Below are 22,263 nucleotides of genomic sequence, written 5' to 3' on the forward strand. Positions count from 1 at the left end.
CGCCACATGTGCCATGGTCGGCCCCACGATCTATATGCGGATGAGGAGACATGTCGAACCAAAACTGATTATTACCGGGTGCTTTATTTTGATGGCTGTTTGCGGAATAGTTGTTTCCGTCTTTGGTCATATGTCTCCCTGGTTGCTTGCCTTGTCGGTCGGAATGGTTACAATGGCGGCAATCACGGTGCGAGTTCCAGGTACTCATTTGATGCTGGAACAACAGGAGGAGGATTCAGGATCCGCATCAGCGCTTATTAATTTTTTTGCAATGTTCTTGGGAAGCATGGGAATGCAACTGGTCACGCTTTGGCCTGGTACCCTTGTAATGAATCTCGGTCATATTCAGATTGGTGTAGGTATGGTTTGTTGTATATTTTGGCTGCTGTGCCACAACAGACCGTTTATTATCCAACCTCCATCCTGATAAAGTAAAGCTGGTATGGATGATCTCTCTGGGAGCCTGGGACCTATTTCCATCCCAGGATAAGTTCGGGAGGAGCCTGTTTATTGCCCGAACGGCGACCGGCATAAAGGTGGCGTGAACATGGTCTTGGCTTTCGAGTGGAACGTGGGAACCTGTCGTTCCGATGCTAAGGGAGAAATCCAAGTGGTGAACCCATCAGGATCAGAGTACCGATGCGGAGCACAGGGGCGGATTACCTTGTAGGAGTTATGAGGTCTCTGTAATGGAGATGGAGCGAAGGGAAGGGACATGAGGAACCGGATGAATCGAGAGGCTCACGTCCAGATCTGTAAGAGCCTGGGGGTGAGACTCCCTGGGCGGCTCGACTGTTGACTACAGCAATCCTCTGGTTAGGTTGTTCTGAGGTTGCACCATTTCTCAGTGAACCAATCATTCAGGAGTAATTAGCAGAAACATTTAAGCAACCTATTGGGCCACGATGCACTAACCTTCCTCAAACGATCAGCATATAGCTATACCCTATGATCCACACAGCCTATACATTAAATCCCGGATTCATTGAAGAATTATCGAGACGAATCCATCTGTTGATTGAATCAACTATGCCAACCACAATCGTTGGCAGCCTCTTCCAGAATATTTCCTTAATTCCATCGCAGCAACTTATTTCGCAAATCATCGACGCTGCTGTATGGTCAAGCTTTGCCACCGACGAAGGTAATTCTGTGACCATATCGATCATCCTCAGTCCAGCAGAAGACTCCTTCGATACGTTCATCTTTGACAAGCCGATCAGCTTTGATGTCAACAACCTAGTAAAATTAGGTGCAGCGCTCGAAAATCCACGGGCTGATATCTCTGTCTGGCCAAACGAAGACGAGAAATTAGTTGTCTGGGGATTTAGAACACGTTCTGTCAACACACTTATCCCCAACCTCTGTGTTGAAGCCATGGCACCAGGGGGTGTGCTGATAACTTTTGGAGGAAAAAGCCTTGCAGCACTGTCTGGCAATGAGGCGTTTTTTATTAATCACTCTTCCTTGATGAGAACAGTCATACCTAAGCTAACATCACCAAAAGATAAACAGAAAGATAGGATACTCTATCTACTGCGTTATATGTCGCTCTTGAACACCGCGAGACAAATGCGTGCACATGCTAGAGGAGGAACCCTGCTGGTGGTACCTGAGGATGGCGAATGGCAGCGTTCGATTGATACCCCTGTCCCCTATACCGGTGGGGCAGTCTTTCTTGAAAGTGATTACGATGTGACTAAAAAACCTTCCTTGATAACTACCGTTAAAAATTTCTTCGGTGCAGCATCCCAGAGCAAAACAACTGCGGAAAGGGAGCATCTCGAACGTCTGGGCCACCAGTTAGACCAGCAATGTAAACATATCGCCAGACTGACTGCCGTAGATGGCGCACTGATCATGTCTTTTGACCGATTTGTCTATTGTTTTGGCGCGAAAATAACCCCTGCCCAGAACCAGACTCCTCCGGCAAATATACGCGTATATAAACCGGTAGAAGGAGACAACGGCACAACAGTGAACCTCATGAATTTGGGTGGAACCAGACACCAGTCAGCGGCCCATTTTGCCAATGCTCAACCAGGGGCAGTTGCTATTGTTGTGTCTCAAGATGGCCATGTCTCCTTTATATCCTCTGATACTGAGACCAACGATCTCATCGTTATTCAGCAGGGCGAATTGGCTGTTGTCCCTGAAGGACTGGGAGCCGCTCTATGGAGTTACGCCCTATTTGCAGAAATGGATCTGTTGTAAAAAAAACATCATTGTGCTGGGACTGGCAAATATTAATTGGACTGTGAAAGGTTACTAAATCGGGGGGCTCATTTAAGGTGTCTTTATCAAATATTGTACAATGAGATGCTTTAGGTTTCTGAAAAAGATTTTAACAACAGCAGACAGGCGAGAGCTCCTCATATCCGGGATTGAGGTATTGATAATGAGGTTTAAAAAGGCTGCTTTGGCTATACATCTACTCCACTTGGCTTATCAAAGTCACACACGAATCCACACGGAAAAGGCTGAAATAAACACCCGAAAACGGTTGCCAAAACTCTGATTGCGTCTTGTTCAATTCCTTCTTAATCTTTTTGAAAAAATTGCTAGGTATTGCCCAAGGATCCCATTGCTCAGTAATGGGATTTACGACCAATGTCCAGCGATAAATATCGGCTACGTTTTATTAGCCTGGTTGATGCTGTTGAGGTAACAGTCAGGTGGCCTATCACCAATACTGAAGCGACCATCAAACATAATCTCTGGAAGAATTTATAACGTAGACGCTCGATTCAAGTACACCCCATCGTGCGGTTTAGTAACAGGAGTGGCTAACGGACTAAGGAAACATCTTCATCAGGATGACTGACGTATCGTATAAGGTTGGCATTGCAAATCTTCAAACTGAAGTTGCTCCATACTTTTGAGGTATCTTTCAGGTTGCCTGACGCACCATCTCTCTGTATAACATCAAAAAAGACTGGATTACTGGTCGGCAGAATTACTTTGGGACTCAGTTGAAGAAGGAGTAATTTTCTCACAAAGATTTAAAGCGTTGGTGCTGAAAAAGGATTGAATTCCAGAGCGGTTGAAGTCCTGGTAGAACTCGCGCGAGACGCTCATGGCCTTGAACGGCCAACGGCCACCTTGCCAAAAGAACGGGAATATAATTTACTTTATTATGTGGAAGTATTGTCCAAGGGGTTATGGTCCCCGGCAAACTCCTGCAAAGCGATGTTTTCCACATAGTTGTCGGGCGGCGTTAAGGAAAGACGAGCGGGGGATGCAGCCTGTTTTGAATATCATATTACCATCAGCCGGCAAGAGAACGGCAAGGAGTTGATATGCACTGCAAACCCCTCTGGAAAACAGTGTTGTTTATTGTTGCCATGGCCCTGACATCATCGGTCGCCGACAACCGCAACGCTCTGGCGGATGACTACCGCTGCGAAAGTACGGTCGGCCAGATTACCAAGGACAACGTCTACGTCCCACCAGTGGCCACCTGCACCCTCAACGGCACCCGGGTGGAAGGCAATATTACAGTGGACAGTAACGCCAGCCTGTACGCCAATACCGTCCACGTGGTCGGCAATATCCAGACTGTCGGCTCCGCCGCCCGGGTGAACGTCTCCCCCGGTTCCTTCGTCGGCGGCAGCATCCAGATCAAACAATCTGGTGCAGCCGATATCAGCGGCGTTGACATCGACAGCGATCTGCTGTTTGACGACAACACTCGCTCCCTGAACGCCGCTGGCAACATCATCGGCGGCAACCTGCAGGCATTCCAGAACACAGGCGGGGTTTCGATCTTCAATAACAGAGTCGACGGCAACCTGCAGTGCAAGGAGAACGTCCCGGCGCCGACCGGCGGTGGCAATGTCGTCGAAGGAAGCATGGAAGACCAGTGCGCAAATTTCGACGGCACTCCACCCGTGCCGCCGCCTCCTCCGTCCGGCCAGAACTGTACCGGTACGCTGGACGCGGTCACCGTGGACAACCTGGATGTCCCGCCCGGCGCCACCTGCACTCTGAACTCCACTCGGGTAAGTGGCAACATCAAGGTGTACAGGAACGCTACCCTGTACGCTAACGCCGCCCGCGTTGATGGCAATATCCAGACTGACGGCGCAGCCGCCCTGGTGAACGTCTCCCCCGGTTCCTTCGTCGGCGGCAGCATCCAGATCTTCGGATCGGGAGCAGCCGATATCCGCGGTGTGGACATTGACGGCGACCTGCAGTTCGACGACAACACACGCTCCCTGCACGCTGCCGACAATACCATCGGCGGCAATCTGCAGGCGTTCTATAACACTGGAGGTTTATCCATCATCCGCAACACCATCGACGGCAACCTGCAGTGCAAAGAAAACGTCCCGCCGCCAACCGGCGAGAATAATATCGTCAAGGGCTCCATGGAGGACCAGTGCGAAAATTTCGGCAGGAACGATCTGCCATTCATGTTCCTCCTGCTGAATAAAAGGGCGGATGGCGAATAATACCAGGATCTCTCCGCTAAAAGGGACGTAAGGGCACTGCAACGATCCCTGGATCGCGCTTCTCCATTTTCCTTTTTCTCTTTTTCCAATTAGCCTAAAAGGGGTTTCGTCAGGCATTTGTGGCAAGTATTTGATGTCGAAATCCCGTTAGGTGGAAAATCTGCTACAAATAATGTCCTCTTATGGGCTAAATCATGGAGCAGGAATGGAAAAAGGCACGAGACGGAAACATTCATCAGCCTTCCATTCCAGGCGAAAGTGGCGCGGTATCCGGGCAAGTGATCGTGGACGTTAATATTGCCACATCTAACGTCTTACCTTTTCAGATGGCTTCTCGGTTAACTTTACTACTGTAGCCCTATCCATGTAAGCCTTTGATCCACCTGATTGCCTCATGTTCGGACACCTTACCGAGATACCCTTGTTTGGTAGATAGATCCGCATGCCTAAGGAGGACCTTACTGACAATCTCTATCGGAACTCCTGAGCGGGAGGCATAGGTAGCGGCATGGCGACGAAGGTCATGTCGACGAAGTTTGATACCTACCATATTTCCAACCTTTACAACTATTTTTCTAGCACCAGCGTAGGTAATCGGAAATATTAACTGGTCTGAAGGAATGCAATTGTCTCGGACGTAATACAGCAGGCGGATGCTCAATTTTTTGGGTATGAAGACAATTTCCTGCTCCCGACCACTTTTCGGTGTATGGAGTAAAAGTTTCTGCCCATCAATATCATTCGGCCTCAGTCCAAGTACTTCGCTTATTCTCATAGCACCTCGGGCCATCAACTCAAGGAGCAGCCTGTCTCGGATATTCAGTGTCTTGAAAATTGCTTCATCGATTGTGTCTTTATCAAATATAGTCCAGTGAGATGTTTTGGGTTTCTGAAAGAGGTTTTTGACGGCTGGAGACAGGCATGGATTCTTCATCTGAGAATGTAGAGTGTTGATAATGAGGTTGAAAAAAGCCGAAAGGGTTGTGTACCTACAATAGTCCAACCTTTGTAAATATCAGATATTGTGGTTTTCATAATAAAATCGCCTGAGCTTCTTTAGCCCTGCGTAATTCTTTTTCTATCTCTGGTGAAAAACAAGCAAAATAAACAGTGCTAATTGCATCAGTCTTGTCTAAGAAATTACGCACTTCACGCATTGCAATATCACAGGCTTCGGCAATTGGAAAGCCATATGCTCCACAACTGATGGCAGGAAAAGCTATGGTCTTACAGTCATTATCAACTCCACATTGAAAACTCTTTCTATAACATGAGGCCAGTAAAGATCTTTCGTTGTTACTTCCACCTTTCCATATGGGTCCGACAGTATGAATTACAAATTTTGCAGGAAGATTATATCCATGAGTTATTTTTGCATCCCCAGTAGCGCAACCATTGAGAGCTCTACACTCTTTTACTAATTCGGGGCCAGCTGCTCTATGTATTGCTCCATCAACTCCACCACCACCTAAAAGGCTATTATTTGCAGCGTTGACTATTGCATCAACCTCCAATTTGGTGATATCTGTAATAACAATCTGAATAGGTTCCATTGTAAGTTCCTATAGGCATAAATTACTCTTGGTTATGTATTCTTCAAAAACTCAACAGCCTGTTTTTTTTGATCAACAGAAAACCCCTTCATGTCTATATTTCGAAATATTTTGTCTTCAAGATCGACAATTTTGTGGAGCCATTTCTTATGAGTAACCACTGCTATCCGATCAAAATGTGAGAAACCAAAATCACGAATGAATTTAAATTTCTCAATCATGGCATCGAACTCCGCACCGCCAATACTTACAACTTCCTGATACACTATGAGTTTTTCACCTTTTTCTATCTTCTCTTTGAATAGAGTTAAGATCGAAGTCATTTCCTCTTCAGTGATCTTTCCTTCCAAGCGATAGGCAACAGCATTTTCAACACCAATATCAATTATCTCTATCATCAAATTACCTCTTATGATCCCCAGTAGTATGCCTTTTCCGTTCAGCAGTAAATTCCCACCAAGGAACAGGATCTCCACCTTCCATAAAGTCTATAACAGCAAGAAAAACATCAATCACACAGGGATCATGTTTCTCTCCTGTTACCCGGCATAATTCATCGTGTAGCCGATAAGCATTTTGACCGATGAGATCTGTAGGTTTTTGAATCCCAACCAGGCGAAGATCACGAGCAATAGCTCTACCGACATTAGGCAGATCCGTAAGGTCTGTTACTTTTTGTCTGTCAGGATTTTTCATTGTTAAGCACGCTCAATTTATCTGAATATAGTATAAACATTTACATCTAGGTTTCTACAGGTTAATCAAGGACACCATCGACAGACTATTTTGTTCCATCGTTTCAAAGATCGACTAATAGCTATTCTCTCCATTCCACCCATCAAGTATGCGCAATAAGGGTGATTTCCCCATATCCGACCAATGATATTCGACACCCTGAAATCGCTTAGGATAACAATTTTTGAAAAAATTTGAGCGATCAATTTTTAGCATAGAATGAGGGTTTTGTTTTGTCATCGATCCATCCAACAATATCTGTCACTACCTTTGCAGATTGAAGATCTCTTAACAGCATATGATAGCCATTTTCATATAGAATCATTCGTTGCTGGTCTCGAGATCTTAAAGGTAATCGTTTGTAGAAGTCGAAAACAGGTTCTCTGGGAATAATTTGGTCTTTTTCACCATATAAAATCAGAGATGTATTTCTAAATCGTTCTGCGCTATCAAAAGCCTTGTCCATCAAATTCGACAAACCGTAAAGCACTTCGATTCTGGTTTCTTTTATAACGAGAGGATCCTTGCCCAACTTCCTGAGCATCTCAATATTATCTGAAGCAATAATCCCAAGGGATTGCCCGGTCACTTTTTTCCAGGGTATCGTATGAGCTCCAATCCATAACGCGAACCTTTGGTACAAAGGCATTTCAGAACGAGCCCATACTGCAGGAGCAACCAATATAACTCCTTGTACATCTGGAGGATTGCTCTGAGCCATGGTGACAACGACAATTGCCCCACCCATACTGTCGCCAAGGATATACACAGGAATACCTGGATGTACATGTTTAATGACTGTAACAAAAGTGACTAAATCATCTGTCATTGCTTACCAACCGCTCCATCTGCCACGTGTTATGCTTTCTCCAAATCCTCTTTGATCGTAAGCATAAATGGCCAACTTTCGCTCAATAAAGAACTGTGCAGCATCCTTGATAAAATTTGAATAATCGTTGAAACCATGTAGTGCAATGACCACCCCCTTTATTTCATCAGCGGGGAGCCAAATTCTGAGTGGCAATTCGGTATTCTCGAATGATACGAAAATGTGTCCCGTAATATGTGGGGATGAAAATGAAGACGGGGAACCTGGCGATGTTGTAAGATTCGGTGAACATGCCGTCAATAAACACAAAACAGCTACCTTAGTACAGAGAATGAAAACTTTCGACTTCAGACATATTTTCATCATAATATCATTTAGATAAAGAACTTAGGCCCAGGTTCTCACTGGTAGGGTCGGAGAATGGTGCGTTATCTTTAAAATGATTCTGTTTTCTCCTTCCCAAAATATAGCAATTCCCGCCTTTAGAGATGTCAGATTATTTTTTTTTCTTCAACAACTCGTTTATCCTGACAATAGTCCTTGGTGCCGACCCCTCAAAATGATTGTTCACATATAGAAAGGTCTCAATATTTCGGGACCTCAGATCAGTCAACATTGTTGCCAGGGAATAAAGATCTTCATCTTTGGGTGCTACGAACTGACTCCAATCATTGCCGGTTTGCTCTTCCATTTCCTTACGATTGCCGCCATGCAACCGGATAACTCTAAGTGACTGGATCTTCACTTTGAATTGTTTGTATACGTCAAAAATGGATGCCATATAATACCCATGCAAAAAAACATGATGCAATCCAGTCATCGCCAGAAAATCAAAGTACTTGTTCGTCAAATAATTTGGGTTCCTGATCTCTACACAGTACTTGAACCCTGCAGGAAGCTGTGCAGCAAATTCTCCGAACTTATCGACAAACTCCCCTACCCCGCCCATCTTTTGCTTGTTGAGATATTCTTTTATAGAACCAATACCACAGAGAGATGATCCGACATATACCGGTCGATGAAACTGAATTGTCATTTGTTTGGTCAATATGAACCTTTTCAAAAGAAATATCACCGACCAGCTCATTGTCTCATCTAGAATGGTTGAAATTACGCCACCATGTACCAGTTTGCTCCATCCTCGAAATTGTTGAGGAACGTTTATTTTAGATCGAATTTGTTCTCCATTCGTCTCAAAGGTCATGTGCAGGCCAGAATGATTCTCTAATCCACAACCAAAACAATCCTTATCCAAATTTGGAAGTTTCTTCCAAGATGCGTCAATATTTTTCGTCATTGTATCTTATAGTTATGTCCATTATTTTCCAAACGACTGGCTCAGAATTCTGATTTGTTATTGATCATACAACAATATTTATATTCCACTATTTTATCTATGAAATTTCAGCGATAAGGGCGATTTTAATCATAGCCGACCAATGCTATTCGACAGATAGAAATCGCTCAAAACGAGTATTTTCGTGGGTTTTAGAATGCTCAGTAACCCCATGAATCTCAAATCCCCGGAGTCACGACAAAAGATACATAAGGAATAATTTCAGTGAACGCCCTCTCGACCTAAAAAAATATCCCTATTGAAAATAGTTGACTGTTTTTTATTGGTCGGTAACGAGGTCATTTTCACTTTATCTTGTGACAATTGATAAATAGCTCGGTTACATGCTCAATCTTACCGATCCCCATGACCTTTTTCTGGTCAGATAAAGCAGTGTGCCATTCTCCCCGAGAGGTACTAATTGTATCGGCTACTATAAATCCGGAAAAAAGAGCCTGAATTAAGGTAACACTTCCCCTCCCCAACCAACAAGGAGGAAGTGTTATGAAACCAGGCAAGCATTTCAATCAGCAACAAAAGCTAGCAGTATTGGAAAGCGCCAAGGGCATCGGAATCAAGAAAGCGGCGGTATTGGCGGAAGTGCATTACACAACGATATATGATTGGCGCCGTCAGCTGGAAGCCTTGGGAGAGGAGGCATTTCTTGCCCGAACGACTCCTACTCGGGGACGAGGGGAAAAGCGGATCACCGAGGGCCAGGAAAAGGCGATACTTGAGACCTGGGAACGTCATCCGGGCTTCGGTCCAGGCCAGGTACGGAATCAACTGCGGCGCCAGGGAATGACCGTGTCGACACGCACGGTGCAACGGATCATGCAGGCGGGTGGCTACCAGGGAAAAAAAAGGAATTCGAAAGCAAAAGAAGTGCAACGTTTTGAGGCAACGCGGCCGCTGGAACTGGCCCAGATGGATATCCTGGAGTTTTATATCAACAAGCTCAAGGTGTACCTGCTGTTGCTCCAGGACGATTTTTCCCGGTTTCTCATGGGCTGGCGATTGACAGCGGAGACCTCGATCGATGGCGTGATCGCGCTGGTCCAGGAGGCCATGGACCGCTACGGCAAAATGGCAGAGATCTTGAGTGACCGCGGTTTTGTTTTTTACTCCTGGAGCGGCTGCAATCGTTTCGAGAAGTTTCTGGACATGGCCGAGATCCATCAGACCCATGCCCGGCCGCATCATCCGCAAACATTGGGCAAGGTGGAAGCGACGAACAAACAGATCCAGAAAGAACTTCTCCGGCAGAAACACTTTGACAGTGTGGTCGAAGCTGAAGAGGCCATCGGGCAATGGGTCAAGCATTACAATTACGAACGTACCCATCAGGGGCTGGGCGGCCTGCTGGTACCGGCCGATCGTTTTCATGGGCGAGCGGCGGAAGTTGCCCAATCGATCGCCAACCATCTCGACCCGGACCGGGAAAACTGCTATAACATGGAAGGAATTGCACGGAATCTCTGTAATGTCGTATTGACCCCCGACGGGACGATAAAGATCTACCTGTTCGGCCAACTCATGACAGTGCTGGGAGGGAAAAATGACGGACAAACTGCAACCTGACGAAGCGGCCATCCTCATCCGGGGTCGGAAGATCATCAATGCCAAGGGTTTGCCGCGGGATGTTGATGTAACAAGCATCTGCGATCTGGCGGGGATCTCGCGAAAGACCGGTTACCAATGGGCGGGTAACGTCGACTCGGGTGAAAAGGAAGCGGAGGAATTAAGGCAGGAACTGGAACGTCTGAGGGAAGAACATGAGAAGCTCAAAAAACTCTTTGACGACGTACGCTTTGAGAACGAGGGCCGGAAACTGGCCTGGAAGATCCACAAAGTGGATGAACTTCTCGCAGAAAAAAAAACTCTGCGAAATCCCGGAAAAGACGGAAGCGATAAAATTTCTGCGGAATGAAAAGCGGTCCTTGCAGGAGATCTGCCGGCTCCTGCACGTCAAGATCAGCACCCTGGCCGAATGGGATGGCCTTTTTGATGAAAAAATGCGACCGATTCTCCTGCCGGATCGTCGGGGCAAGGCGGCCAAGGTCACTGCGGAACTGGTACGGCGGGTGGTGGAACTGGCCCGCGACCGGAAGGCAACGAACAAGAGCCTGAGAATCAAGGCCTTTACTCGCCATCTGGCCGGAGAAGGGATCGAATTGAGCAGTAAGACCGTGAGCGAGATTCTCATCGCCAACGATCTTTATGGCGTGAAAGTGAAAAAACGTCGACCGCGCTTTTATCAGCACCTCCGCCAGACCATCCCCAATGGCCTGGTGGCCGTGGACGGCAAGGAATTTATAGTGCTTGTCGGCAGCGAAGACCATCGTTTCAACCTGGAGTTGTGTGTGGATGTGAAGAGCTTTCTGCATAGCGGATTCAGTATCGCCGATACCGAGACCACTGATGAGTTCATCAAGGTCATGAATATGCATCGAACCGACTGGGGAACGCCCCTGGCGGTAGTGACCGATCACGGCACGGCCAACCTTTCCGACAAAGCCCGTGAATTTCTCAAAAACCACGATATCGAGATCCTCCCGGCTGGCCCGGCAAATCCCAAGGGCAACGGCAGCGTTGAGGGAGCCTTTTCGGAGATGGCCGAAATAATCGGCACCATTCATATCGACATGACCAATCCTCGCACCCTGGCGAAAAGCGTCCTGGAAAAGATTGTGACGGTCTATATCGCGCTGCGCAACCGTCTGCCGCGGTTTGGCGCAGACCACTCGCCGACGGCGGAAATGAACTGGCCGATTGCACCGCTAACACGGGTTGAACTCAAAGAGTGTTATCGCCGGAGAGCGCAACAACAGAATAAAAAACCAGACCATACCGCCAAGCAAGATCGACTTCATTGGCTCATCGACCATCACCACCTGATTGCCGATGCACCGAGTCTGGCCCGTGCCGAAAAGTGTATTGCCCATTATGATCTGGACACCATCGCCAAATCGGAAGCAGCGTTCTTTGGCGCGATCTCCCGGGATGACGCCAAAAAAAACTTGGCCTATTTCTTCGGCATCCTCAAGAACATCCAGAACAAGGCTGATATCGCCCAGCATGAAGACTACTGCCGTAGGCGTTATAACTATCTGCAGATGATAGAGCGGGAAAGACAACAGGCAAAAGAAGAAAAGGACGATTTAATTCCGGAAGTGCTGGTGGATATGCTGCATACTGCGATTTCCCTGCCAAGCCTGCCACTCAAGGAGATCGCTCTGCGGCAGGCAAAGGAAATGGCTTTGAATCTTAAGAAACAGTATCGCTATCTGGGGGTTTTGAAAAACACCATCTCGGATACACTGGCGGGGATCAGCAATATTACTCTTGCTCAACGACAGGAAATAATCGCTTTAACGGAGCAGTTCATGGCTCTATAACTGGAGGGGAAGTGTTACCCTGAAACGCAATTTTTTTTCGGATTTTTGTGGCACCGTTACAACTAATGTGTGTTGGATCATCGCAGAAATAAACAAATACTAGCTCAGCATCGACTCCGCATAATTCCCTAAGAAAGAATAGATGAGCCAAGCGATTGGCATATTGGTAATACCCATCCAACCATCCCTGGCCATTTTCAACATTAAGATATTGTTTTATAACAGATATCGCCTGTTCAATTTTGGATACAGAGCGAGGATTTTTCGCCTTGCAAGTAGAATTTATTTCAGGGATATTTGCTTTGGCTTCAACTAAGAAATATTTGTTATCGCTTTTTCCGAGTGCATCCCACTGAGGACCGCTGTTTGGCCAAAAGTGCTTCAGTTGCTCCTGTAGGTGTTCCAAACCCAAAATTTTCAGAAAATCACTATCACAATATTCTGCAAAATCGTCATTTATCAATGGAGATACCCAGTCAATAGCAGAAGAACCGATCTGCTCAGTCATTAGGCATGGATGATCATTTATTAATAGCTGTATCCATTTTAGACTGCCTTTCAATCCACTCTTCTGTAAAGTTCTCATGTTGTTTCACCCATTGTGTTTAATTCCTGGCATAAATTTTATCTGAAGACAGGATACCAAAAAGCACATGTTGGTGACAGTGGATTGTCTCCTGGAGTTCATCACATATGTCATCCAATCTTAATCCGTTCTTTTGAAACAATTCACTTTTAATATCACCAGTTTCTGGGAACAGTACGCGATCACCGTCATATAACCTCCTGAACTTGCATGAATAAGCAGTTGTATTGACAAATAACTGGTGGTAACAGTATAACTACAAGTAATCATACAGAAAGGCACTGTCACGTCGTAACAGGTGTTACATTATTGTAATTGTCGTGGAATCTTACATTTGATGACTGACGATGGTATAGACTGATTGGAAATATGTGGATCATGATGACAATCGGTTACACTCCCGTTCGTATATCATCCCTAGCGGAGAGCTATACGACTTCATCTTTCGTGTAATTACTCAACGGTTTGATGGATAAGTACAAAGACTTCGGCAAACTCCAGGCAGCGGAACAAGAAGGCCACGACTTTCGCGTTGTCACGCGCCTCCGAGACGATTCTAGAACGGTCATTTTGGCTCCCCATGGCGGCGCTATAGAGCCCGGAACATCAGAACTCGCGCATGCAGTCGCCGCCCATGACATGCATTTGGCAATATTAAAAGGGACCAAGCCACAGGGCAATTCTGATCTTCATATTACAAGCACAAATTTTGATGAGCCCAGATGTGTTGGTGTCGTAGAGCAATCAGATTTTGTCCTGGCACTACACGGTGAGCGAAGTTCCGACAAGGTCGTTTATATTGGTGGAGCTGACATCGATCTTCGCAACACCATCAGCGAGGCTCTAACGGAAAATGGCTATGACGTCCGCGAACATCAAAACATAAACCTTCAGGGAAAGGCACTGCAGAACATCTGTAATCGAGGTAAGAACAAGATGGGGGTTCAACTCGAATTATCTAGAGGTTTAAGAGCCACCTTCTTTTTTTCTCTCTCGGCTGAGGGAAGAAAAACAAAGACTTCAGAATTTCAAAGGATTGTAGAAGTGCTGCGTAGAGGTTTGCAACGTGGAGGTGCAATCTAATAATAGATTGCACCCGACATCCTCGCCTCCCCGACTTTGCTGCTCCAGTAGGTCACTGGTGAAATTGGGCTTTTCTATAGCCAATATACCTCCTATTTGTTTGACATGCTTTATGTGAGTAAACTATCAGGCCGGTGGCGCGCCACCACCCATAAAAGAAAACAACAACACCAAGATTAATGTCTGGATAACCCAGCCGATCACGCAAACCCCCACAGCACGCCAGGTGCTTTTATAATCAAGGGCCTGTCTGACCGCGATCACCATTGCTACGAGCATCCAGATTGAAGCTACCGAAAACACCACCGCCCCCAGACCCGGGATTATGCCTAATATTTTTATCAGGCCGGGAGAACTGGAAAAGCCAATGGTACGTAGCAATTCACCGAGATCAGCATGGGTTTGCGGCTCCGGAAGTAATTTCGTGCCGATAAAGTAAGTGAGAAAGGCCCAGATATACCACCCAGCAAGGGATAAAACTATCCCCATCAGGATGCCGCCGGGCCCTCCCACTCCCATTCCGATACCACCTATTCCGGCAGCTACACTGGAAAGCACAACAACACCCATGGCCTGAGGCATGGCACTTTTGTCCGCCTCAACCTCTTCATACAGGTCAGCATCTAATTTTGCGGCGCGAAGCATACGATCTTTAAGATTAGTCATAAAATAACACCTCTTGAATTTGGGATCCGGTTATACTCAGGACAGCCTGATTCTTTTTCTGGATATTTCAGTCAGAAGTTTGGGTGAACCAAGTCATGTAACCAAGTCATGTGATTTGTGCTATAGTAGGCTATATTTACAATCTTCGCCAGCAGATAGAAGGTAGGCAAGAAGGGGTCGGGCCAAGACAAATGACTGATTTAGCGACCAAAAGATGTAAAAAATGGAGTGTTTTCTGTCTTGAAAGCACCATTTTAATGGTCAAAACGAGCCTTTAAGGAAAAAAATATCCCAACCAAAAAATTCGGCGGACATAAGGTGTGAACTTTTCTTGTGCAGGTAAGCGACTGCAAGGAGACTCCGAGCGCGCCATTTGCAGTAACCCCAGTTCCTAGGGCTTTGACATGTGGTCCTGTCTTACCCAGGGATTCGGTCTTGTATGACGTTTCTGTCCGTCAGCTCACAAGTTCGGAGTCTCGTACCTCGCTTACCTGCACTCCGGCTTCCTTCAGACCCCACTTCAAGGTATCGCCCTTGCCTTCGGCTAGTAATTCATGTTAGATTATCAACCTAACATAGGAACATTTACAGAGAACTTTAACCCCATTATTTCACTCCCATGCCGGGCGTACACTAGAATGGCTGGACCAAATTGGCCAGCCACAACGAACCGTGAAAGTTTTGATCTTCAGCATGGCAACTTTCCGTATTTCGACCCGACATTTCTGTAACATCATGATATGTTTACTTTTCTAAACTCTTCAGGCCCGGTCCATTTGCCGGGCAATCGACTGCAAGGAGACAGGCAATGAATCCCGATGATTTCAGGGTGAACAGGCTTGGCGAGTCCCTCTACGACAACCCCATGCAGGACATAAGTTTCACCACGGACAAGGATGCGGTCCTTTACCATGGTATGCTTGAGGAGATCAAACTGCTGCTTGACGGCGGGCAGGTGCCGCCGGCCTTTGACATGGCCGGTCCCAGGGAAAAGATATTTTTTGATCCCAGCACCCTCACCTGCGGCATTGTCACCTGCGGCGGCTTATGTCCGGGGCTCAATGACGTGATCCGGTCCCTGGTGTTAAGCCTGCACTATCATTACGGTGTCACGAGGGTGCACGGGTTTCGGTACGGATTTGAGGGTCTGAATCCCGCCTATTGCCATACCCCCATTGAACTGAGCCCGAACCTGGTCGTATCTATCCATCAGCAGGGGGGTAGTTTGCTGGGTTCTTCCCGGGGACCACAGAATATTTCCACCATGGTCGATACCCTGGTGCACCTGGACATCGGTATCTTCTTTGCCATTGGCGGGGACGGTACTCTGCGAGGCGCTGCAGCCATTGCCGATGAAGTTAAGCGGCGCGGACTCAATATTGCCATCATCGCCATCCCCAAGACCATAGACAACGATATCTGCCATGTGGACCTCTCCTTTGGCTACCAAACCGCGGTTTCTGAATCTCGTCACTCTACCTATACCGCCCATGTCGAGGCGGTGGGTGCCCGAAACGGGGTAGGTCTGGTCAAGCTGATGGGCAGGGAATCCGGCTTTATCGCTGCCTCGGCGGCCCTTGCCAATTCCGAGGTCAATTTCTGCTTGATCCCGGAGGTGGAGTTTACCTTGGAAGGCCTGCTCAGGGCCTTGGAGAAACGACTGCGCCAGCGCGGTCACGCCGTGATTGTGGTGGGCGAGGGCGCTGGCCAGAACTTGTTAGGCGATGACCTGGGGGAGGATGCCTCCGGGAATCGTAAATTGGGTGATATCGGTCTGGTGCTGCGCGATGAAATCAAGGCGCATTTCAAGGCAATCGACATGGACCTGACCCTTAAATACATCGACCCAAGCTACATGATCCGCTCCACACCAGCCTCAGCCTATGATTCCGCCTTCTGCCTGCAGCTTGGTCATTATGCGGTGCATGCCGGCATGGCTGGCTTTACCAATATGCTGGTCGGTCATTGGAATAACCGCTTTACCCATGTGCCCATCCCCTTGGCGGTAATGTGTCGGAAAAAGGTGGACCCCGCCGGGCGGCTCTGGTCAAGCGTGTTGATGGCAACAGGGCAACCCTTTGACCTGACATAAACCCGTTGACAGGCGGGGCGTTTTCGGAAGCAGCCGGCCGCGTTGAGCCTAACACTTCGAGACAATTCGGAGGTGAAGCGCAGTGTTTGCAGAGGAGCATTGGACAGCAGCCTGATTTTCCGTGTAAGTTTTCTTGGGACAACAACATGCTCGAAGAGAGGCTGCAGAACGTCAAACCTGTTTGAACAAGGACCTATCCCATGACAATCTCTAACGAAAATCTGATCTGGTCAAAAGATGGGAAGTACCGGGCTTGCGGCCGAGGACTAGCCCGCTTTTTCGCCCATGCCGTCAAACTTTCGCCACTTTTACTCTATCCATTTTTCTTCTCCTCTTTTTAGAAAGTTATAGATACTTTCTTTTTTTTCAATGCAATTGATTATACTCATTACATTCATAGAAAATTTTTCTCACTTTTTAGCCATATAGGCCGCCAGATCAAGCATGCGGACGGAATACCCAAACTCGTTGTCATATTAGACCAGCGCCTTGATTAATTTGTTATTCACGACTCTGGTAAATGATCCGTCAACAATACCCGAATGCGGATCACCTATGATATCGGCGGATAGGATCTCGTCCTCCGTAAAGTCCAGGATGCCTTGAAGTTTTCCGTGGACCCGGCGAATTCCGGCTGTTTGAGGCAGGCGCGAATTCGCCGTCCGTGTTCGATAATTTTGCGGGAGTCTTCATCCAGGCGGACTCTTAACCAGGAAAAGATTTCGAGTTCTTCAAACTGTGCGCAACTGAGCTTGAGGTTGCCTGCCACCGCGCGGTAGGCAGCGCGCTCCGCCTTGCCGCCGACACGCGAAGCCGATTTTTGCCGACATCGACCGCGGGCAGCACGCCCAATTAGAACTGCGACGGTGAGAGATAGATCTGTGCGTCCGTGATGGAAATCAGGTTGGTCGGAAAATTTAAACCGTTATGAGACCAGCAGTTCCCGTTTTAAGCCAGTAGCCGAGGCATGTGGTTACCTTATGAATAATCTAACACAAAATGACAGTCGAGACTTGACTTTATTCTTGATCACTCATTTTTTCAGCCGCTTTTCCGCTCACCTTTGGGCGAAAATGTGATTTCTAACGTTTTTTGGACAAAATAGTCCATTCACCCTGTCTATCCAGCTTTTTCAGGGTATGATCTTTGACAATACTGCGCAGCGGTCATCTCTCATTACGTTTGACAGATCTCCTTCAGTTCCCGACGATCAAAGCCGTGGGCTATTGCGCGTAAAATGGTTTCCATAGAATCAGCCCGGAAGTTGTAGAAAAGCCCTCGGATACTCTCCCACAGATAACGTTTTGATTCCGCCTTTTGTAAGGCTTCCTGGAAAAGCCAACAGCTCAATTGCTGCACCTGATCGATGAAAAAAGCGAGCATCATCAAAATGGTAAACACCGCGCTCAGGTTTTTCTTGCCAAGACCATAATTGTGGCCGAGATTGTACCCCTGATTCTTGAGAGTATTAAAGGTCTCATTCTCTATCTTCCAACAGGCACGGCCGGCCTTGATGAGCTTGGAGACGTTTTTTTCGGTGATCAATATATCCGTGACCCAGCTGAATGTGATGATGTTTTCGTGTTTGTCGATCTGCGTATATTCAAGCACGTTACCCAGCAAATCAGGGTTCGATTTGTTCAGGGGAACCTGGTTGACAAATCGAAAGAGATGCCCTTTTTCCTGTCCTTGGGATCAAGAACAACCACTTCGGAAGCCTTTCCTGCTGCAACAGCTTCACGTAGTTCGGCAAAAAGTGCGACCTGGTCGCCAGGTTTTACTCCCAGGATAAACCTGAGGTTATGCTCTTGCAGATCACGAATGTGGGGGCAATTGCTGCTCAGGCCGTCTTCAACAACTATCACTTTTAAATGCGGATGTTTATTCTGGAGTGAGTTTTTGATTTTATTCAGTTCCCTCCAGGCAGGGTTTACTCCATTTTCCTCGGCAGCTAAATCCTTCACCCCATATTCGGCTCGCAGGTCTATGGCAAAGTGATGCATCATGTAAACGAAGAAGTTTTCCCCGCACCAACGGGGGGTGTATGAAATGCAGAACATTTTCAGGTTGCCTCTGACAATGTGATCAAGGTGTAAGCAATTATTGTTGCCTACACCTTGACCTTTATCCACCCGAAGGAGAGTTGCTTCGAAAAGACCTAAGCCCTCTCGTATTACAATAAAATCTTATAAATAGACGGTGTTCAAAAATTAGAAAAAGCTTAAGACTCCAGCAGGAAGTTCAATATGGAGCAATTTCCCAAAGATCATGGAAAAAACTAAAGTGATTGCTACGCCTGCGATCAGAGCCATAAGCCATCTCCGTTCTCCCTCAATCGCCATAATTACGGAGATTGTCGCTATAACACCCCCAATTATATAGCCAAGCGTGCCCAATAAATAGCCGAAGAACAGAAAAACCATACCAATTCCAAGGCCGACGAATAAACTTCTTGGAGAATGTGTCGTCTCTTTCGAGTTGTTGATCACCGCATTATAAACCCATTTACAACTAAGCAGTATGAAGGCTCCTGTAAGCACATATGGAAAAGTTTTTGAATTGGGGATTGTTGGGCTAGGATCCACAACCTGGGTTGGAATCAGGTAGAAGAATATTATCAATCCAAAAACGACTGAAACAGCTGACATGATGATTTCGGCGGGACCGTGTGATTCGAGACTACTCATGATATACCTCCTGCTGAAGAGCCGGTATGGATGACAAAAATTCCACCGGCTCTACTTTCAGCAAAACAGATTTGCAGTTGCTGCGCAATGGTGCCTTAAATTTTACCGGCTGATTCAAGCAACATTTTCACCAGGATACTCCCTTCAGTGAGCATTTTTTCCAACTCTGCCCCCTGGAGGTTGACAGGTTGCATGTCGAGCCTTTCCACAAGTTTGAGATATTCTTCGGACTGGGTCGCCTTGGCGATTGCGTCTACGAGTGTAGCTTTAATATCTTCCGGCAGGTTTTTTGGTGCAACAATTATATAGGGTTCTCCCTTTATAACCAGGCCATTATAGCCAAGCTCTTCAAGGGTCGGCACTCCGGGAAATGAACTGGTAACACCGAAGTCCACCAGCGCTTTAGCATTTCCGGATTTTATTTGTGGCACATGACTTCCTGAAGCGGCATATCCACTGACCTGCCCCCCCAGAACAAGTTTCATTGCCTCGCTACCACCTGCTGCAGGAACCCCATTCCAAGTAATACCTTCAATTTTTCCAATATGCTCCATGAGAAGATACTGAGTACCAGTACTCCCGGTTGCTGTCCAGGCAACTTTGCCTGGGTTACTCTTAGCGTAATCGATGAAATCCTTCCAGGTGTTCCAAGGTGCATCGGCCTTTACGGCAAACCCGGAAGCAGGTCCTGCGTATGCATAGAGATGTAAAAGATCCTCAGCCGGCGAATAAGGGAGTTTCAATTCATAAGGTGCCGTTGTTATAGTTGTTGATTTAATAACACCCAAAGTGTAGCCATCCGGCTTTGCTTTAGAAACAAGTCCTCCTGCTATTGTTGCGCTGGCTCCTGCTTTCTCCACAAGAATTATTGGCTGGCCGAGTGTTGCTTCTAAGGAATGAGCCAGTGGCTGGAGGGATGTATGACAACTGCCGCCGGCTTTATAACCGTAGTAAATTTTAATCGATTTAGTCGGATAGGCATCTGCGGCCAGTGCGCTTCCTGCAATCAAACTGCCGAGAAATAATCCAGCAAAGACGGCTTGACAAATCCCGAAATAACCCTTTTTAAATTTCATTTCCATCTCCTAAGTCTTTGGCTAAATTGCCGTTGTTAGCTGTAATGAAAACAATTCGCTGCAATGTCTCATTACTTACATTGTCATCGTTCCTCTCCAGCTCTTTGCCTCCGTGTCATAAAATAGTTTTTTACCGGCCCATACATCAGGACAGCAGCAAACAACACATACAGCACGTTGGCAATCGGGCTGGAAAATAATATTGCCATGTCATTTCCGGAGATCATCAAGGCTTGACGGAATGACCTTTCAAGGATCGGCTCAAGGATAAAGGCGATCAGGGTTGGTCCCAATGGGAACCCGAAATGTTTCATCCCAAAGGCAAGCAATCCGGCAAAACACATGCAATAAACATCCATCATATTATTGCGAATGGCAAAAGATCCGGTAAAGCAGAGAAGAAGGATTCCGGCAAAAAGAACTCCCTGATTAATCTTATATATTCCTTTGGCAGCGTATTTGACTATAGAGGTAGCCACCGGATAGAGGAATATCCCCCCTAGGACCAATCCCATAAAAATTGCATAAACGATGGGACCATTTTCGATGAATATCTTCGGGCCGGGAACAATGCCGTAAATGAGGAGGGCTCCAAATAAGACTGCAGTTGTTGAACTGCCGGGGATTCCCAGAGTAAGCAGGGGTATGAGAGCTGGACCGCAGGTGCCGTTGTTACCTGTTTCACACGCCAATAATCCCTCTATGCTCCCTTTACCAAATTTTTCCGGATTCTTTGAAGTTTTCTTTGCCAGACCATAGCAAGTGAAGGCCGCAGCCGTAGAACCTAAGCCGGGAAGGGCTCCAAGGCCACAGCCAACAAGGGCGCTTTGCAGGATTGTCTTCCAATAGATTAAAATTTCCCGTAATTTTAATCTTCCACCCTGGATCTCCAGGGGTGGAAGCTCGGGCTCCTTACTGCTCCTTTTTTTGGCCGTTGCTATAATCACAGAAATTATCTCAGGCACAGCAAAGAGTCCTACCAGAAAAGGAATGAGTGACACCCCTTCGCTGAGTTCGTAATTTCCGAACACAAATCGGGTGCTCCCGGTGATAGGATCAACTCCCATCAGGGCAATTATCGCACCAATTGAAGCAGCAATAAAACCTTTAATCTTCTCCGCACCTAAGGTTGAAATGATAATCGCCATGGCCAGCAAAATCATGGGCACCATTTCCGCCGGTCCGATCTTGAGTGCGTAGTGGGCGATAAATGGTGCGAGTGTAACCAACACAATGGTACCGATAAGATCCCCCCCTATCGAGGCATAGAGTGCAGCATCAAGTGCATGCCGGGCTCGTCCTTTTTTTGCCAGTGGATACCCATCAAGCACCGTCGCAGCTGCCTCTGGTGTACCTGGAGTTGAAAGCAGGATAGCGCTGATCGAACCTCCATAAACGCCACCTTTATATATCCCTAATAAGAATGAAATGGCTGGAACTGGCGCGAGGCCGAAGGTAAAGGGGGCGGCGATTGCAATTGCCATGGAAGGAGATAAGCCAGGGAGCGCGCCGATAGTCACTCCCATATAGAGTCCGAGCACTATCGCCAGAATGTTCTCCCAGTGCATTATAATAAAAAATCCCTCTGTCATGCTTTCGAACATGGCTTTTTCCTCCCATTGTTTTATGAGTGCCAGGAGGAAGTACGCTCTCCTTACTCATTATTACCGGCTCTGATAGTGATCTAAACCGAATTTGAACCTAGCCAGCACTTTGCAAATTTTGGGCCACTGCGGTCTGAGGAAAAACTGCGAGAGGAAAAAATGGG

At 46.9% G+C, this 22,263-nt stretch carries 20 protein-coding genes and 3 pseudogenes; 8 read left to right on the forward strand and 15 right to left on the reverse strand.

The window, feature by feature from the left end; translation table 11 throughout:
* From ACYQ8U_RS20305 to ACYQ8U_RS20315, 3 genes and pseudogenes are all read left to right on the forward strand, one after another.
* A pseudogene (locus ACYQ8U_RS20305) lies at window positions 1–427 on the forward strand (MFS transporter); the annotation flags it as partial.
* Window positions 428–948: 521 nt separating this feature from the next.
* Window positions 949–2,214 carry a putative sensor domain DACNV-containing protein gene (locus tag ACYQ8U_RS20310; protein WP_459947394.1) on the forward strand — a complete coding sequence of 422 codons (1,266 nt, stop codon included), beginning with the start codon at window positions 949–951 and terminating at the stop codon, window positions 2,212–2,214.
* A gap of 1,085 nt (window positions 2,215–3,299) precedes the next feature.
* Complete coding sequence (locus ACYQ8U_RS20315) at window positions 3,300–4,454, forward strand: hypothetical protein (RefSeq protein WP_459947395.1); 1,155 nt, start codon at window positions 3,300–3,302, stop codon at window positions 4,452–4,454.
* A 358-nt stretch (window positions 4,455–4,812) separates the two neighbouring features.
* Here ACYQ8U_RS20315 and ACYQ8U_RS20320 read toward each other — a convergent pair whose 3' ends face one another.
* The 6 genes and pseudogenes from ACYQ8U_RS20320 to ACYQ8U_RS20345 all read right to left on the reverse strand — a co-directional run bounded on the left by ACYQ8U_RS20320 (window position 4,813) and on the right by ACYQ8U_RS20345 (window position 8,868).
* On the reverse strand, window positions 4,813–5,388 hold the full coding sequence (locus tag ACYQ8U_RS20320; RefSeq protein ID WP_459947396.1) for a tyrosine-type recombinase/integrase: 576 nt from the start codon (window positions 5,386–5,388) through the stop codon (window positions 4,813–4,815).
* Window positions 5,389–5,485: 97 nt separating this feature from the next.
* The gene (locus ACYQ8U_RS20325) at window positions 5,486–6,007 is read right to left on the reverse strand and encodes an O-acetyl-ADP-ribose deacetylase (RefSeq protein WP_459947397.1); all 522 of its coding nucleotides are present in this window, start codon (window positions 6,005–6,007) and stop codon (window positions 5,486–5,488) included.
* A gap of 32 nt (window positions 6,008–6,039) precedes the next feature.
* Complete coding sequence (locus ACYQ8U_RS20330; protein WP_459947398.1) at window positions 6,040–6,405, reverse strand: SpoIIAA family protein; 366 nt, start codon at window positions 6,403–6,405, stop codon at window positions 6,040–6,042.
* A gap of 4 nt (window positions 6,406–6,409) precedes the next feature.
* Window positions 6,410–6,703, reverse strand: a complete 294-nt coding sequence (locus ACYQ8U_RS20335; protein ID WP_459947399.1) for a helix-hairpin-helix domain-containing protein — start codon at window positions 6,701–6,703, stop codon at window positions 6,410–6,412.
* Window positions 6,704–6,944: 241 nt separating this feature from the next.
* Window positions 6,945–7,937: pseudogene (locus tag ACYQ8U_RS20340) on the reverse strand (lysophospholipase).
* A 130-nt stretch (window positions 7,938–8,067) separates the two neighbouring features.
* Entirely contained in the window at window positions 8,068–8,868 is an 801-nt protein-coding gene (locus ACYQ8U_RS20345; protein WP_459947400.1) for a DUF72 domain-containing protein, read from the reverse strand.
* 543 nt (window positions 8,869–9,411) lie between these two features.
* Here ACYQ8U_RS20345 and ACYQ8U_RS20350 point away from each other — a divergent pair.
* From ACYQ8U_RS20350 to ACYQ8U_RS20360, 3 genes are read left to right on the forward strand one after another with little or no spacing between them, the layout of a single operon-like run.
* Window positions 9,412–10,488, forward strand: a complete 1,077-nt coding sequence (locus ACYQ8U_RS20350; protein ID WP_459947401.1) for a transposase — start codon at window positions 9,412–9,414, stop codon at window positions 10,486–10,488.
* Window positions 10,466–10,837 (forward strand): hypothetical protein, encoded by a 372-nt coding sequence (locus ACYQ8U_RS20355; protein WP_459947402.1) that lies wholly within the window; start codon window positions 10,466–10,468, stop codon window positions 10,835–10,837. The genes ACYQ8U_RS20350 and ACYQ8U_RS20355 overlap by 23 nt, the downstream gene beginning before the upstream one ends.
* Window positions 10,764–12,305, forward strand: a complete 1,542-nt coding sequence (locus ACYQ8U_RS20360) for a hypothetical protein (protein ID WP_459947403.1) — start codon at window positions 10,764–10,766, stop codon at window positions 12,303–12,305. The genes ACYQ8U_RS20355 and ACYQ8U_RS20360 overlap by 74 nt, the downstream gene beginning before the upstream one ends.
* Here the strand turns inward: ACYQ8U_RS20360 and ACYQ8U_RS20365 are convergent.
* A complete protein-coding gene (locus tag ACYQ8U_RS20365; RefSeq protein ID WP_459947404.1) occupies window positions 12,292–12,891 on the reverse strand; it encodes a hypothetical protein in 600 nt (199 codons plus the stop codon). The genes ACYQ8U_RS20360 and ACYQ8U_RS20365 overlap by 14 nt on opposite strands.
* Window positions 12,892–13,359: 468 nt before the next feature.
* Here ACYQ8U_RS20365 and ACYQ8U_RS20370 point away from each other — a divergent pair, with 468 nt between their 5' ends.
* Window positions 13,360–13,974: a poly-gamma-glutamate hydrolase family protein gene (locus ACYQ8U_RS20370; protein WP_459947405.1), complete on the forward strand. Its 615-nt coding sequence runs from the start codon at window positions 13,360–13,362 to the stop codon at window positions 13,972–13,974.
* A gap of 126 nt (window positions 13,975–14,100) precedes the next feature.
* Here the strand turns inward: ACYQ8U_RS20370 and ACYQ8U_RS20375 are convergent, their stop codons facing one another.
* The gene (locus tag ACYQ8U_RS20375; protein WP_459947406.1) at window positions 14,101–14,640 is read right to left on the reverse strand and encodes a YIP1 family protein; all 540 of its coding nucleotides are present in this window, start codon (window positions 14,638–14,640) and stop codon (window positions 14,101–14,103) included.
* Between the two features lie 808 nt (window positions 14,641–15,448).
* Here ACYQ8U_RS20375 and ACYQ8U_RS20380 point away from each other — a divergent pair.
* Window positions 15,449–16,732 carry an ATP-dependent 6-phosphofructokinase gene (locus tag ACYQ8U_RS20380; RefSeq protein ID WP_459947407.1) on the forward strand — a complete coding sequence of 428 codons (1,284 nt, stop codon included), beginning with the start codon at window positions 15,449–15,451 and terminating at the stop codon, window positions 16,730–16,732.
* A 476-nt stretch (window positions 16,733–17,208) separates the two neighbouring features.
* On the opposite strand, the gene ACYQ8U_RS20385 is transcribed toward ACYQ8U_RS20380, so the two are convergent.
* The 7 genes and pseudogenes from ACYQ8U_RS20385 to ACYQ8U_RS20415 form a co-directional block, all read right to left on the reverse strand.
* A complete protein-coding gene (locus tag ACYQ8U_RS20385) occupies window positions 17,209–17,379 on the reverse strand; it encodes a hypothetical protein (protein WP_459947416.1) in 171 nt (56 codons plus the stop codon).
* Window positions 17,355–17,644 (reverse strand): annotated as a pseudogene (locus ACYQ8U_RS20390) (F0F1 ATP synthase subunit alpha); the annotation flags it as partial. The pseudogene ACYQ8U_RS20390 and the gene ACYQ8U_RS20385, both read right to left, overlap by 25 nt.
* Window positions 17,645–17,908: 264 nt before the next feature.
* Window positions 17,909–18,343, reverse strand: a complete 435-nt coding sequence (locus ACYQ8U_RS20395; protein ID WP_459947408.1) for a hypothetical protein — start codon at window positions 18,341–18,343, stop codon at window positions 17,909–17,911.
* A 29-nt stretch (window positions 18,344–18,372) separates the two neighbouring features.
* Window positions 18,373–18,738 carry a hypothetical protein gene (locus tag ACYQ8U_RS20400; protein ID WP_459947409.1) on the reverse strand — a complete coding sequence of 122 codons (366 nt, stop codon included), beginning with the start codon at window positions 18,736–18,738 and terminating at the stop codon, window positions 18,373–18,375.
* A gap of 204 nt (window positions 18,739–18,942) precedes the next feature.
* Complete coding sequence (locus tag ACYQ8U_RS20405) at window positions 18,943–19,419, reverse strand: tripartite tricarboxylate transporter TctB family protein (protein WP_459947410.1); 477 nt, start codon at window positions 19,417–19,419, stop codon at window positions 18,943–18,945.
* 95 nt (window positions 19,420–19,514) lie between these two features.
* Entirely contained in the window at window positions 19,515–20,495 is a 981-nt protein-coding gene (locus ACYQ8U_RS20410; protein WP_459947411.1) for a Bug family tripartite tricarboxylate transporter substrate binding protein, read from the reverse strand.
* An 83-nt stretch (window positions 20,496–20,578) separates the two neighbouring features.
* Window positions 20,579–22,099: a tripartite tricarboxylate transporter permease gene (locus ACYQ8U_RS20415; RefSeq protein WP_459947412.1), complete on the reverse strand. Its 1,521-nt coding sequence runs from the start codon at window positions 22,097–22,099 to the stop codon at window positions 20,579–20,581.
* Between the last annotated feature and the right edge of the window lie 164 nt (window positions 22,100–22,263).

It is taken from the genome of Desulfocastanea catecholica (assembly GCF_054657295.1).